Source organism: Streptomyces anandii JCM 4720 (assembly GCF_014650655.1).
Taxonomy (GTDB): domain Bacteria; phylum Actinomycetota; class Actinomycetes; order Streptomycetales; family Streptomycetaceae; genus Streptomyces; species Streptomyces anandii.
The window spans coordinates 13,800-27,423 of record NZ_BMVJ01000012.1 but is presented as its reverse complement, the minus strand read 5'-3'; the positions used below and the strand labels follow the sequence as shown (position 1 = coordinate 27,423).

15 protein-coding genes are annotated in these 13,624 nt (G+C 71.8%); 1 reads left to right on the top strand and 14 read right to left on the bottom strand.

The window, feature by feature from the left end:
* The 11 genes from IE249_RS38050 to IE249_RS21590 all read right to left on the bottom strand — a co-directional run.
* Positions 1-911: DEAD/DEAH box helicase (locus IE249_RS38050; protein WP_229858958.1), on the bottom strand; the 911-nt coding region annotated here is incomplete at its 3' end.
* A gap of 108 nt (positions 912-1,019) precedes the next feature.
* Positions 1,020-1,970: a twin-arginine translocase subunit TatC gene (gene tatC / locus IE249_RS21635; protein ID WP_189706974.1), complete on the bottom strand. Its 951-nt coding sequence runs from the start codon at positions 1,968-1,970 to the stop codon at positions 1,020-1,022.
* 48 nt (positions 1,971-2,018) lie between these two features.
* Complete coding sequence (gene tatA, locus IE249_RS21630; protein ID WP_189706972.1) at positions 2,019-2,300, bottom strand: Sec-independent protein translocase subunit TatA; 282 nt, start codon at positions 2,298-2,300, stop codon at positions 2,019-2,021.
* Positions 2,301-2,556: 256 nt separating this feature from the next.
* Positions 2,557-2,751 (bottom strand): hypothetical protein, encoded by a 195-nt coding sequence (locus IE249_RS21625; protein WP_189706970.1) that lies wholly within the window; start codon positions 2,749-2,751, stop codon positions 2,557-2,559.
* A 10-nt stretch (positions 2,752-2,761) separates the two neighbouring features.
* Positions 2,762-3,055, bottom strand: coding sequence for a hypothetical protein (locus tag IE249_RS21620; RefSeq protein WP_189706969.1), 294 nt, complete (start codon positions 3,053-3,055; stop codon positions 2,762-2,764).
* On the bottom strand, positions 3,052-4,137 hold the full coding sequence (locus IE249_RS21615) for a helix-turn-helix transcriptional regulator (protein ID WP_189706966.1): 1,086 nt from the start codon (positions 4,135-4,137) through the stop codon (positions 3,052-3,054). The genes IE249_RS21620 and IE249_RS21615 overlap by 4 nt, the downstream gene beginning before the upstream one ends.
* An 18-nt stretch (positions 4,138-4,155) precedes the next feature.
* The gene (locus IE249_RS21610; protein ID WP_189706964.1) at positions 4,156-5,109 is read right to left on the bottom strand and encodes a helix-turn-helix transcriptional regulator; all 954 of its coding nucleotides are present in this window, start codon (positions 5,107-5,109) and stop codon (positions 4,156-4,158) included.
* 802 nt (positions 5,110-5,911) lie between these two features.
* On the bottom strand, positions 5,912-6,283 hold the full coding sequence (locus IE249_RS21605; RefSeq protein WP_189706962.1) for an FKBP-type peptidyl-prolyl cis-trans isomerase: 372 nt from the start codon (positions 6,281-6,283) through the stop codon (positions 5,912-5,914).
* Positions 6,284-6,395: 112 nt separating this feature from the next.
* On the bottom strand, positions 6,396-7,406 hold the full coding sequence (locus tag IE249_RS21600; RefSeq protein WP_189706961.1) for an FKBP-type peptidyl-prolyl cis-trans isomerase: 1,011 nt from the start codon (positions 7,404-7,406) through the stop codon (positions 6,396-6,398).
* Positions 7,407-7,536: 130 nt separating this feature from the next.
* Positions 7,537-8,898, bottom strand: coding sequence for a Pup--protein ligase (pafA, locus tag IE249_RS21595; protein ID WP_019754142.1), 1,362 nt, complete (start codon positions 8,896-8,898; stop codon positions 7,537-7,539).
* 9 nt (positions 8,899-8,907) lie between these two features.
* Complete coding sequence (locus IE249_RS21590; RefSeq protein ID WP_189706959.1) at positions 8,908-10,176, bottom strand: MFS transporter; 1,269 nt, start codon at positions 10,174-10,176, stop codon at positions 8,908-8,910.
* Positions 10,177-10,357: 181 nt separating this feature from the next.
* Here IE249_RS21590 and IE249_RS21585 point away from each other — a divergent pair, with 181 nt between their 5' ends.
* On the top strand, positions 10,358-11,374 hold the full coding sequence (locus IE249_RS21585) for a LacI family DNA-binding transcriptional regulator (RefSeq protein ID WP_189706957.1): 1,017 nt from the start codon (positions 10,358-10,360) through the stop codon (positions 11,372-11,374).
* A 67-nt stretch (positions 11,375-11,441) separates the two neighbouring features.
* On the opposite strand, the gene prcA is transcribed toward IE249_RS21585, so the two are convergent.
* The 3 genes from prcA to IE249_RS21570 form a co-directional block, all read right to left on the bottom strand.
* The gene (prcA, locus tag IE249_RS21580; protein ID WP_189706955.1) at positions 11,442-12,197 is read right to left on the bottom strand and encodes a proteasome subunit alpha; all 756 of its coding nucleotides are present in this window, start codon (positions 12,195-12,197) and stop codon (positions 11,442-11,444) included.
* Between the two features lie 60 nt (positions 12,198-12,257).
* Entirely contained in the window at positions 12,258-13,103 is an 846-nt protein-coding gene (gene prcB, locus IE249_RS21575; protein ID WP_189706953.1) for a proteasome subunit beta, read from the bottom strand.
* A gap of 150 nt (positions 13,104-13,253) precedes the next feature.
* Complete coding sequence (locus tag IE249_RS21570; RefSeq protein WP_189706951.1) at positions 13,254-13,472, bottom strand: ubiquitin-like protein Pup; 219 nt, start codon at positions 13,470-13,472, stop codon at positions 13,254-13,256.
* Positions 13,473-13,624: the final 152 nt, after the last annotated feature.

Below are 13,624 nucleotides of genomic sequence, written 5' to 3'. Positions count from 1 at the left end.
CGCTCGATGACCTCGGGGCGGCTCGGGGTCCAGATCCGGGAGCGCTGTCTGCGCTCGCGCTCGCGGTCGGCCTCGCGCATGGCGCGGCCGCGCCTGCGGTCCGCGTACGACGGCCTGCTGGCCTCCATGCGGGCCATGCGCACCAGGTCGGGGTTGACCGCCTTGCGGTGGCCCTCGCCCTCCTCGAACATGTCGTACATCCGCCGGCCGGCCAGCACGTGCTGGAACAGCGGCACGGGCCGGTGCTCGGAGACGATGACCTCGGTGTCGCCGCGGACCGTGTCGAGCCAGTCACCGAACTCCTCGGCGTTGGAGACGGTCGCCGACAGCGACACCAGTGTCACCGACTCGGGCAGGTGGATGATCACTTCCTCCCAGACCGCGCCGCGGAAGCGGTCCGAGAGGTAGTGCACCTCGTCCATCACCACGTATCCCAGGCCGAGGAGGGTCTGGGAGCCGGCGTAGAGCATGTTGCGCAGCACCTCGGTGGTCATCACGACCACCGGGGCGTCGGAGTTCAGGCTGTTGTCGCCGGTGAGCAGGCCGACCTTGCCGCTGCCGTAGCGCCGGCACAGGTCGGAGTACTTCTGGTTCGACAGCGCCTTGATGGGGGTCGTGTAGAAGCACTTCTTGCCCTGCTGGAGGGCGAGGTGGACGGCGAACTCGCCGACGATCGTCTTCCCGGAGCCGGTGGGCGCGGCGACCAGCACGCCCTTGCCGGCCTCGAGCGCCCGGCAGGCCTCGATCTGGAAGGGGTCGAGGCCGAAGTCGTACATCTCGCTGAAGCCCGCGAGCGCGGTGGCCTGCTCGGCAGCTCGCCTGCGCGCTGCCGCGTACCGCTCGGCCGGTGAGAGGTCCTGTGTCATCGTGCTTTCGAGCGTACCGGGCCGCACTGACAACAGGACGATCATTATCCGGATCAGCCCCGGGCACAGCCTCCTGAGCAGGGAGGCGGCCGCCCGCACGCCGGGTGCGGGGCGGCCGGCTCTTCGTTCCTGCGCCGTGCGGAGCCGGGCGGCTCAGGTCACGTCGTCGTAGCCGTTGACCCGGTCGGTGCCGGACTGCTCGGGCAGGGTGCGGCCGGCGTTGACGGACTCGATCTCGCCGATGTCCTCGGGCGTGAGGTCGAGTTCGGACGCCTCGTCGTCGCCGGGCCCGGCCTCCTCGCGGCGGCGCTTGCGGCGGTCGTTGAGAAGCGAGAAGAGGACCGCGCCGAAGTACAGCACCCAGATCGGGACCGCGAGGGCCAGCATGGTGGGCGGGTCGGTGCTGGGCGTGGCCACGGCCGCGAAGATCGTGATGCCGAGGATCATGGCGCGCCACCAGCCGAGCATGCGCCGGCCGGTGAGGATCCCGGTGAGGTTGAGCATGACCAGCAGCAGCGGCAGCTCGAAGGAGAGCCCGAAGACGATCACCATGCGCGTCACGAGCTGGAGCAGGTCGTCCAGCGGCAGCAGGTTGTCCACGCCGCGCGGGGTGAAGCCGATCAGCACCTTGGCGGTGGTGGGCAGCACCTTGTACGCGAAGTAGCCGCCGCCGAGGAAGAGCGGGACGCCGGTGGCGACGAACGCGTAGGCGTACTTCTTCTCGTGCCGGTGCAGGCCGGGCGCGACGAAGGCCCACAGCTGGTACAGCCAGACCGGCGAGGCGAAGACGACACCGGCCATCAGGGAGACCTGGAGGGCCAGGGTGAACGGCGCGAGCAGGCCGTTGATCGTGATCCGCGCGCACTGCTGGGACCGCGCGGTCGAGTTCGTCAGCTCCTCGAAGCTCTTCGCGCAGCCGACCGAGTCGAGGATCGGCTTGGTGAGGAAGTTGATGATGTCGTTGTAGAAGAAGGCGGCGACGACCGTCACCAGGACGATGGCCAGCAGTGCCTTCGCGAGCCGGTTGCGGAGCTCACGAAGATGGTCCGCGAGGGGCATCCGCCCCTCGGGGTCCTTCTCCTTCTTGCGGGCAGGCTTGAGCAACCCACGTCCTCATCTCGTGCGGCACGGCCGGAGCGCTCCGGCCGTGCGTCAGCGCTGGGTGGTGTCCGTCGGCTCGTTGACCGGGCGCGAGCTCGTCACGTCGCCCGGGGCGGCCTTGATGGTGCGCTGCGCGGGAGGCTGCTCGTTGCCCGTGGGGGCCGGGGCGGAGGCGGTGTTGCCCTCCTCCTTCATCGCCTTGGCCTCGCTCTTGAGGATGCGGGCGGACTTGCCGAGCGAGCGCGCCATGTCCGGAAGCTTCTTCGCGCCGAACAGCAGGACGATGACGACGAGGATGAGAATGATCTCGGGAGCTCCGAGCCTTCCGAACATAAGTCTTTACCTTCTCACCGAGGCGGCTGGGTGGGATGCTGTCCGACCGGCCGGACACATGTCCGATCAATCGCCATGGCAGCGATCGTAACGCTCAGGGGTGAACGCGAGGCAATCCCCGTGCGTACTCCCGTCCGCGGCCGGGCCTCGTTCTCCGGTCCGCGACCAGCAGCGTACCTGTCGGAAGCCACAGCATGACAGGGCGAAGCGGCGCAAACCGGCCGTCTCACCGGACTCACACGTCGGGCGCCGGCCCTCACAGCGAGTCCGCGGACCGGGCCGCGCTCACCGTCGCCCGCTCCAGGTCGTCGGCGGCCCTGCTGATGCGGCGCGCCGACTCCGTGACCTGCCTTCCGAGCCGCTGCGCCTCCAGGAACACCCGCACGGCGAGCACCCCGAGGACGGCGAGACCCACGAACCCCGCGGCTACCGCGAACATCGGCCAGAACATGCGCAGCAGCCTAGACGGTGGAGTGCAGCCGCAGCGTGCGGACCCCACCGCCGGTGAGCAGTTCGACCACGCGCTCCCCGGCGGGCTTGCGCACCGCGGCGCCGCACTCGGGGCAGGTGAAGGAGTAGAACGTGGTCCGGCTGCTGGCGCCGATGGCCAGGCGCAGCGCGCCCGCGGCGAGCTCGAAGCGGCCGCGGCAGTCGGGGCACCCGGCCCTGAACACCACCGGGGCCACGCTTCTCATCCCGGCGAAGGCGGCCGCCACCGAGATCCCCCGCACACCGCTCGTCGCCGAGTCGCTCAAAGCTCCTGCTCCTGCCTGTCGTACGGCCCCTTCGCCGGGTCGGCCCCGGCCGGCACCCCGGCGCCGGCGTGACCGGTGCCGTACGCCGCGTCGGCCTCGTACCCGGTTTCGTACGCCGCCAGGGCGTCGCGGGCGGCCCGGCGGGCGCTGTCGGCCAGCTCGCGCGGGGCGACGATCCTGCCGTCCCGGCCCAGGCGCAGTGCCAGGCGCCGCAGGGACGCCGGATCAGGGGTGCGCAGGGTAATACGCAGACCGCCGTCGGGAAGCTCATCGGCGCTGTCGTGCGGGTAGTACTCGGCGACCCAGCGGCCGCCGGGACCGACCTCGACGACGACTTCCGGGTCCTCCGCGGCGGGCTGCACCAGCGCCTGCGACAGGTCCCGCAGCTCGATCTCGGGCGGCGCGGACGGCTCGTCGAGGATCTTGATCTCGGCGACCCGGTCGAGCCGGAAGGTGCGGCGCGCCTCGGAGCGGCGGCACCAGGCCTCGACGTAGGTGTGTCCGACGCTGACCAGGCGGATGGGGTCGATCTCGCGCTCGGTGACCTCGTCGCGGGCGGGCGAGTAGTAGCGGATCCACAGGCGACGGCGCTCGGAGATCGCCCGGTCCACGTCGGCGAAGACGCCGCCCTCGGACTCGAAGGTCACCGACAGCCGGGAGCTGGCCCCGGCGGCCTCCCCGGCCGCGGCCTCCACCTTGGCGGTCGCCCGCAGCAGCGCCTGCCGGTCGCCCTCGCGCAGGCCCGGCAGGGTGGCCACGGCACGGGCGGCCACCAGAAGGGCGGTCGCCTCGTCGGCGGCCAGCCGCAGCGGCTCGGCGGCGTCGGCGCCGAGCGCGGCGGGGTTGTGCCACCAGATGCGCTCGCCGTCGGTGTCGATGTCCAGCAGGTCCCCGCCGCGGAAGCTGGTGCCGCACATGGGCAGCACGTCGAGGTCGGAGACCAGTTCGTCCTCGGTGATGCCGAAGGCGCGCGCGACGTCCTCGACCCGGGCGCCGGGGCGCTCCCGCAGATACGTCACCAGGGAGAGCATCCGCCGGGTCTGGTCGATGGCGTTCACGGGCCTGACCGGTTTGCCTGCCACTGTGTCGCTCGCTCCCCCTCAGCCCTTGGCCACGGCACGCAGCCGGTCCACGACGTCCGCCCGCAACTCGGCCGGCTCCAGGACCACCACGTCCGGGCCGAACTCCACCAGCCAGGCGTCCAGCCCGTGCCCGTACGGGATCTCCAACTCGTCCCAGCCGTCGCCGAGTTCCCGTACGGCGGTGGCCCTCGCCCGCAGCGGGTAGCCCGCGCCGGCGCGCAGCCGGATCAGCGCGGAGCGGTCGGCGCTCTCACCCGCCCAGCTCGCGACGGTCTCGCGCACGGTGACCACGTCGGGCACCGGGACGGTGAAGCCCGTGCCGCGGCTGCGCACCCTGCCGGTGATCCGGGACAGCCGGAAGACGCGCTCGGCGCCACGGTCGCGGTCGAAGCCGGCCAGGTACCAGTGACCGCGCCAGCACTCCAGGGCCCACGGCTCGACGTGCCGGGTTCCGGGCTGGGCCGCGTTGGCCTTGCGGTAGTCGAAGACGACCGGGCGGCGGTCGCGGCAGGCCAGCATCAGCGGCTCGAAGGCGGCCTCGTGGACCGGGATGCGCGGCTCCAGGGCGCCGTGCGCCTCGTAGGGGTCGACGTCCTCGGGCAGCCCGGCCGCGCGCAGCTTCTGCAGGGCGCCGCTGGCCGCTCCGGCGAGGCGGGCCTGCTGCCAGACCTTGGCGGCCAGCCCGAGCGCGGCGGCCTCCTCGGCGTCCAGGGTGATGGGCGGCAGGCGGTTGCTGTCGCGGCGGGCGAGGTAGCCGACCTCGCCGTCCAGGCCCTCGACCGTCTCGATGACCAGGCCGAGCTCGCGCAGGTCGTCCTTGTCCCGCTCGAACATGCGGTTGAAGGAGTCGTCGGTGCCCGCCTCGAGGTAGGCCTCGATGGACTCACGCAGCTCGCGCTTGCTGAGCGGCCGCCGCGTCCCGAGCAGACACAGCGCCAGGTTCATCAGCCGCTCGGCCTTGGCAATGGCCATCGACGCCCGTCACCTTCCCTATGGTGCTTACGACCGATGACCGTACCGCCCCGAAGTGCACAGACAAAAGCCGAGAGCCCACGCCCGGACGGCCAGGCCCCCCAGCCGGTCAATCCCAGCCTCGACCCGCCTCCCGCCGATCCCCCGCCAGCCACACCCGGACACCACCGATCACATCGACCGACCACGACCGGGCCGACGCGGGCGGTGGCCGCGACCGGGTCGCGGCGATCACGCTTCCGACGGCCACGCTCGGGCCGCGGCGGTCAAGGGCGACGGCCACCGCGCGACCGGCCGTGGCCACGCTCGGGCCGCGGCGACGGAGTGGGCCACCGGAGGGGCCCGACCGCGGCCGGCCGGGCCGGCGCCCGAGTGCGCCGCCACGACCGGCCCGACGCGGCGGGCCCACGTCGCCGACCGGGCCACGACCGCGGCCTGTCCGCGTCGAGCACGGGCGGCTCGCGGCGATCAGCGCGCCGCGCCCGGCCACGACGGCGGCCCCCAGCATGCGCGGCCACGATCGGACCGCGGCGACAAAAGCCGGCGGCCGTGGTCGGAGCCGCGCGGGCCGGTGCGACCCGGCCACGTTCGGCCGGACCGCGATCCGGTGCGCCGCCAGGACCGGCCCGAAGGCGGCGGACCGCCGCGACGGGCCGCCTCTGCCGGTCCACGTCGGTGACCGGGCCGCGGCCGTCACCGTGGCCGCGGGCGACCGGCCCGGCGGCTCACGGCCCGCCGTGGTCAGGGTGCCGGGCCCGGTTGTGGGGGCCCGGCACGGGGGTGGGGGTGGTCGGACCGGTGGTCAGACCGCTACCAGGTCGCAGACGAAGATCAGCGTCTCGCCGGGCTTGATGCGGCCGCCGGCGCCACGGTCGCCGTAGGCGAGGTGGGCGGGGATGATCAGCTGGCGGCGGCCGCCGACCTTCATGCCCTGCACACCCCGGTCCCAGCCGGGGATGACCTGGCCGACGCCCAGCTGGAAGCGGAGCGGCGTGCCGCGGTTCCAGGACGCGTCGAACTCCTCGCCGGTGGAGAAGGCCACTCCGACGTAGTGGACGGAGACGGTGTCGCCCGCCTTGGCCTCCGGACCGTCGCCCTCCCAGATGTCCTTGATCTCGAGGTCGGCCGGGGGCTCGCCGCCCGGGAAGTCGATCTCGGGCTTCTCGATGTTCACGTCTTTCGCTCCTGCTCATCTACGACAAGGCAACGCGCACAGTCTTTCATCACCACCGCACGGCCGCCCGCACGAGCCTGTGCGGGCGCGCCCGCCGCGCACGGCGTCGCGGTCACATCGCGGCCAGGATGTCCACCGCGAAGACGAGGGTGGAGCCCTTCTTGATGTCGCTGTTCGGCGGCGGGTTGTCGCCGTAGGCCAGGTTCGGCGGCACGACGATCAGCACGCGGCTGCCCGTCTTCTTGCCGGCGACGCCCTGGGCCAGCCCCTTGACGACCTGCTCCATCTGCGGCAGCGCGAACTGGCTGAGCCGGCCCTGCCGGTACGTCGACTCGAACGTCTTGCCGCTCTCCCACACCACGCCCACGAACTGGCACAGCACGGTCTGCGAGGCCTTGACCTCGGCGCCGTCGCCCTCCAGGACGTAGTTCGACACGAGCTTCTTCGGCGCGGCCGTCTTGGGGACCTTGACCTCGGGAGCCTGGCCGTCGGTGTTGGTGCCCACCGTCGGCAGGCCGGCGTCCTTCTGCGCGACCGCCTTGCCGTGGGCGGAGCTCTTGGTGTTGAAGCTGTCGATCAGGTCGATCACGAAGACCAGGGTGTCGGTGCCCTTGATGCCCGCCTGCGCGCTGCCCTGCGGGCCGTAGCCCCACGTCGGGGGGACGGCCATCTCGACGCGGCTGCCCAGCTTCTTGCCGGTCAGGCCGTAGCGCCAGCCGTCGATGATGCTGCCCTGGGAGAGCTGGATGAGCAGGGGCGACTTGCGGTCGTAGGAGTTGTCGAAGACCTTCGCGGTGTTCCAGATCTGGCCCAGGTAGTTGGCCTGGATGAAGTCGTTCTCCGCGACCGTGCGGCCGCCGCCGGCGATGACCGTCCTGACGGCGAGGTCCTTGGACGGCTCGCCGCTGCCCTTGGCCACGGTCGGCTTCTCACCGAACTTGGTGCCCGCGGTGATCGCCGGCAGGGGCCCGGAGACGATCTTCGGCGGCGGCGGGGCGGAGGTGGCCGACGCGGACGGCGACGCGCTGTCGCTGGGCTTGCTGGAATCGGCCTTGTCATTGCCGCAGGCGGCCAGCGTGATCAGTCCCGCGGGGACGGAAAGAAGGAGTGAGCGTCGACGCACGGTGGGGGCCTCGTAATCGGTCGATCTTGTTGATGGCGTGCGCGCAACTCTACGGCGTGACAAGGGCGCCGTACGGGAAACGTACGGCGCCCGTGTTGCGTCCCGGCGGGCAATTCCGCCGGAGCGTGTCTCACATTCCCGCGATCAGCTTCTCCACCCTGTCGTCCACCGAACGGAACGGGTCCTTGCACAACACGGTGCGCTGTGCCTGGTCGTTGAGCTTCAGGTGCACCCAGTCGACGGTGAAGTCCCGGCGCTGCTCCTGGGCCCGCCGGATGAAGTCGCCGCGCAGCCTCGCCCGAGTGGTCTGCGGCGGAACCGACTTGCCCTCGAAGATCTTCAAGTCGTTGCAGATCCGGGCGGCTTGGCCCTTTTTCTCCAGCAGGTAGTACAGGCCACGACGGCGGTGGATGTCGTGGTAGGCGAGGTCTATCTGGGCGACCCGGGGGTGCGACATCGTCATGTTGTGCTTGGCCCGGTAGCGCTCGATGAGCTTGTACTTCATCACCCAGTCGATCTCGGTGCCGATGCGGTCGAGGTCCTCGCTCTCGATCGCGTCCAGCGTGCGGCCCCACAGCTCCAGCACCTGCTCGACGGTGCCGGTGCGGATGCCTCGGCGCTCGCAGAAGTCCACGGCCTTCTCGTAGTACTCCCGCTGCACCTCGAGGGCCGAGGCCTCGCGGCCGCTGGCCAGGCGCACCTTGCGGCGGCCCGTGATGTCGTGGCTGACCTCGCGGATCGCCCGGATCGGGTTCTCCAGGGTGAGGTCGCGCATGACGGTGCCGGCCTCGATCATGCGCAGCACCAGGTCGGTCGCGCCGACCTTGAGCAGCATCGTGGTCTCGGACATGTTGGAGTCGCCCACGATGACGTGCAGCCGGCGGTAGCGTTCCGCGTCCGCGTGCGGCTCGTCGCGGGTGTTGATGATGGGCCGGGAGCGGGTCGTCGCGGAGGAGACGCCCTCCCAGATGTGCTCGGCCCGCTGGCTCACGCAGTACACCGCCCCGCGGGGGGTCTGCAGGACCTTGCCCGCCCCGCACAGCAGCTGCCTGGTGACCAGGAAGGGGATGAGGATGTCCGCGAGCCGCGAGAACTCCCCGTGCCGTGCCACCAGATAGTTCTCGTGGCAGCCGTAGGAGTTGCCCGCCGAGTCCGTGTTGTTCTTGAAGAGGTAGACGTCGCCCGCGATTCCCTCCTCGTGCAGGCGTCGTTCCGCGTCTACCAGGAGTCCTTCGAGAATGCGCTCGCCGGCCTTGTCGTGGGTGACCAGTTCGATCACATTGTCACATTCGGGTGTCGCGTATTCCGGATGTGACCCCACGTCGAGATAGAGCCGGGCGCCGTTTCGCAGAAAGACATTGCTGCTGCGGCCCCATGACACGACACGGCGGAAGAGGTACCGCGCCACCTCGTCAGGCGACAGGCGGCGCTGTCCCCTGAACGTGCACGTGACGCCGTACTCGTTCTCCAGCCCGAAAATGCGGCGGTCCATGAGTGAACATTACGCCCGATCCCCCGAGCTGAAACGGGGTTCGGCAGCACGATTTGGATCATTTTCCGATGAAGCCGCAACGACCGCCCGCCCGGCGGGAGCTGCGAGGACCCTTCCGGTGGCCAGCAGCACCAGCGCCGAGACGGCCCCCGCGGCGCCGGGCACCGCGAAGCCCCACAGCGCGCCGCCCGCCTGGACCACGGGGCCCGCCACGCCCGTTCCGGCCGACGCGCCGACGGTGAAGGTGGTCACCAGCCAGGAGAACGCCTCCGTCACCGTCCCGGCCGGCGCGTGCCGGTCCACGATGATGAACGCGCAGGCGATGCTGGGCGCCAGGAACACCCCGGACAGCATCGTCAGCGCCACCATGGCCACCGCGCCCGGCATCAGCATCAGCGGCAGGTAACACACCGCCAGAAGGGCCACCAGCACCCGCAGTCGCCGCTCGGGCGGTCCCGCCCACTGCCGGGCCCCGTAACCGGTCCCGCCGGCGAGCGCGCCGAGGCCCAGCGCCGCCATCAGCCAGCCGTACACCGCGTCGCCGCCGTGACCGTCCGCGTAGGGCACGGCGGCCACGGTGATGGAGCCCAGCGCGATGCCGACGAAGAGGAACGCGCCGAGCAGGGCCAGCAGCCCGGGCGAGCGCAGCGCGCCGAGCCAGTGCGCCTCGCGCGGCGCCGACCGCCAGGCGCGTGAGGGCGGCGAGCTGACCACGGAGAGCGCGCCCAGGACGCCGATGACGTTGAGCACCACCAGCGCGGTGCGCGCGGACCACAGCGACACGCACAGGGTGACGAGCAACGGCCCGGCGGTGAACATGACTTCCTGGGCGACCGCGTCCATCGCGTACGCCGTGTGCACCTGCTCCTCCCGGCTCAGCACGCCGGGCCACAGGGCGCGCAGGCCGCCCTCCAGGGGCGGTGTGAACAGTCCCGCGGCCGCCACGGCGGCGCAGGCCAGGGCGCGCGGCTCGGTGCCGGTCAGGGCGAACACGGTCATCGCCAGGGCCGCGGCGAGCGCGGCGGGCAGCTGGATCCGGGGCTGGCCGTACAGGTCCACGAGCCGGCCGAGCACGGGCTGGCCCACCGCGTTGGCCACGCCGTACACCGCCGCCAGGGCCCCCGCGAGGCTGTACGTGCCGCCCTCCGCGCGGACGAACAGCACGATCGCGATGGCCGCCGTGGCGTTCGGCAACCGCCCCACGAGGGTGCCTGTCAGCAGCCGGGTGGCGTGCCGCGCCCGGAGGATCTCCAGGTATCCCGCGAATCCCGCGGCCATCGCCACAGCCTCCGTCGGCCTCGGCCCGCCCGGGGCGCCGGTCCGGCCCCGGGTTCCAGGTGTTACGTATAACGTGCTCTGTCATACGTACCATGTGCGCTGTTCAGCAGTCCAGGCGGACGACCGGGCCGGACTCAGCAGCCGGCCGGTGGCCGGCCCGAGCAGGAGGAGCAGCCGTACGGTGGCACCAGCCAGCACGCGCCCCACGAGCCGTGACGTCGCCCGGGCCGCCGGGGTGTCCCAGGCCGCCGTCTCGCTCGTCCTCGGCGACAAGTGGCGCGGCCGGGTGGCAGAGGCGACCGCGGAGCGGGTACGGCGAGCCGCTTCGGAACTCGGCTACCGGCCCAACCTGGCCGCCCGCAATCTGCGCCTCGGCCACACCCGTACGGTCCTCCTCGTCGTCCCCGCGCTGACCACCGAGTTCTTCGCCGGTGTCTACACGGGGGCCGCGCGGGTGGCCGCCGAGCACGGCTTCGGCGTCGTCCTGTACCCCTCCCCCGAGGGCGTCGGCCCCGCCAGGAACCCCTTCGCCTCGGCCCAGGCCGCCCTCGACGGCGTCATCGCGTCCTCCATGGCGGCCGACGCGCTGACCGCGATCCGCGGCGAGGCGCTGCCCCTGGTCATGCTCGACAGCGACCCCGAGGGCAGCCTCGGCGCCGCCACGGTGAACCTGGACATCGCGGACGGGGTGCGCCAGGTCGCCGGGCACCTGCTCGGGCTCGGGCACCGGCGCTTCCTGCACCTGGCGGCGGACGTGCCCTCCTGGACCTTCGAGGTACGGGCCCGCGAGCTCGCCGCGCGCGTGGGCGCGGCACCCGGCGGCTCGGTCCGCACCGTGCGGGCCCCCATCTCCATCGAGGACGCCCGCGCCGCCACCGAGGCCGCGCTCGCCGCGGCCGGCCCGCGTCCCACCGCGCTGGTCTGCGACGACGACAAACTGGCCGCCGGCGCCTACAAGGCGCTGCGCCGGCTCGGTCTGCGGGTGCCCGACGACATGTCCGTCACCGGCCTGGACGACCTGGCCCTGGCCACGGCCATCGACCCGGAGCTGACCACGGTCCGGCTGGACGCCGAGCTGTTCGGCGAGCGCGGCATGCGGGCCCTGCTGGCGGTCCTGGACGGCCGCACGCCCGAGGGCGGGGACATCCCGGTGGAACTCGTCGTACGCGGCTCCACGGGGCCGCCCAGGGCCTCCTGAGACGCGTGGTGCCCCGGCCGGTGAGTCCGGCCGGGGCACCACGCGTGACGACGAGGGGGCGGGGCCGCTACTCCTCCTCGGAGCCGTCGGCCTCAGCGCCCGCGTCCGACGCCGCCGCCGCGCCGTCCGCATCCAGCAGACGGGCGAGCTGACGGCCGACGATGCGGCGGAACTTGCGCTGCTGCGGGCGCGTACGGTCCAGGACCGCCACCTCCAGCCGCTCGGCGGGGATCTCCCGCTCGCTGCCGTTGGTGTCCCGGGACAGGGCCTGCACGGCGAGCTTGAGCGCCTCGGCCAGCGACATGCCGTCGCGGTGCCGCTGGTCGAGATAGCCGCTGATCTGCTCGGCGTTGCCGCCGACCGCGACCGAGCCGTGCTCGTCCACGATCGAGCCGTCGTGCGGCAGCCGGTAGATCTGGTCGCCCTCCGGGGTCTCCCCCACCTCGGCGACCACCAGCTCCACCTCGTACGGCTTCTCGGCCGCGCTGGAGAAGATCGTGCCCAGCGTCTGGGCGTAGACGTTGGCCAGGCCGCGGGCGGTCACGTCGTCGCGGTCGTAGGTGTAACCGCGCAGGTCGGCGTAGCGGACGCCGCCGATGCGCAGGTTCTCGTACTCGTTGTACTTGCCGGCCGCCGCGAAGCCGATCCGGTCGTAGATCTCGCTGAACTTGTGCAGCGCGCGGGACGGATTCTCACCGACGAAGACGATTCCGTCGGCGTACTGCAGCACGACCAGGCTGCGGCCGCGGGCGATGCCCTTGCGGGCGTACTCCGCCCGGTCGGCCATCGCCTGCTGGGGTGAGACATAGAACGGCGTCGACACCGGTCATCCATCCCTTTCTGTGGAAGTCACTGGATCACCCTCAACCGGGACCATCCGCCGCTACAGCAGCGCGGCCCGCGGGCCGTCCGGCTGCTCCAGGCGCCGCTGGAGCACCGACCGGGCGATCTCGGAGGACTCGTCCTCGGTGAGCCGGCGGAAGCCGTCCTCGGTGATCACGGTGACGATCGGATAGATCCGGCGGGCGACATCGGGACCGCCGGTCGCCGAGTCGTCGTCTGCCGCGTCGTACAGCGCCTGGACCACCAGCGTGGTGGCCTCGGCCTCGGACAGGTCCTCGCGGAAGAGCTTCTTCATGGCGCCGCGCGCGAAGATCGAGCCGGAGCCCGTCGCCGCGTAGCCGTGCTCCTCGGAGCGGCCGCCCGTCACGTCGTAGGAGAAGATGCGGCCCTTGTCGCGGTCCAGGTCGTAACCCGCGAAGAGGGGCACCACGGCCAGGCCCTGCATGGCCATGCCCAGGTTGGAACGGATCATGGTCGACAGCCGGTTCGCCTTGCCCTCGAGCGAGAGCTGCGCCCCCTCGACCTTCTCGAAGTGCTCCAGCTCCAGCTGGAACAGCTTGACCATCTCCACCGCGAGGCCCGCGGTGCCGGCGATTCCCACGGCCGAGTACTCGTCCGCCGGGAACACCTTCTCGATGTCCCGCTGCGCGATGACGTTCCCCATGGTGGCCCGCCGGTCGCCGGCCAGCACGACGCCCCCCGGGAACGTGACGGCCACGATGGTCGTCCCGTGCGGCGCCTCGATCACGCCCTGGACCGGCGGCAGCTGGCGCTTGCCGGGCAGCAGCTCCGGCTGGTGCTCGGAGAGGAAGTCCATGAAGGAGGAGGACCCGGGCGTCAGGAAGGCAGCCGGCAGACGCCCGGTGCTACGAGGGTTGGGTTCCACGCGATTCCTTCCACGTAAGGCTGCGGCCCCGCCGGGAGCGGCCGAGCCGATCATCAAATCCGTGCACGGACCATACCCGTACCGGCGCCGGTCATCCGTCCCGGCGCCGACCCGCTCGCCGCGGGCCCGCGCCGGGACGGACGCCGGGCGTTACTCGCCGCCCTTTTGCACGAAGGAGCGCACGAAGTCCTCGGCGTTGGACTCCAGGACGTCGTCGATCTCGTCCAGGACGTCGTCCACGTCGTCGCTCAGCTTCTCGTGGCGTTCCTTGAGGTCGTCCGAGGCCTGTGCGTCCTGGGCCTGCTCCTCGACCTCCTCGGAGGACCGCGTGGCCTTCTGCTGTCCGCCGCCGGTGTCCTTCGTTGCCATAACCCTCACCCCGCTCAGTTCGCCCGACATGGTCGGCATTACGGCCGATCGGTCGATCGGTGATGATCAGACCCTACAAGCCGGGTCCGACATCGGCCCCGCAGTTTCTCCAACGTACGAGGCCCACCTCGATGATTCCCGGACGCCGGGAT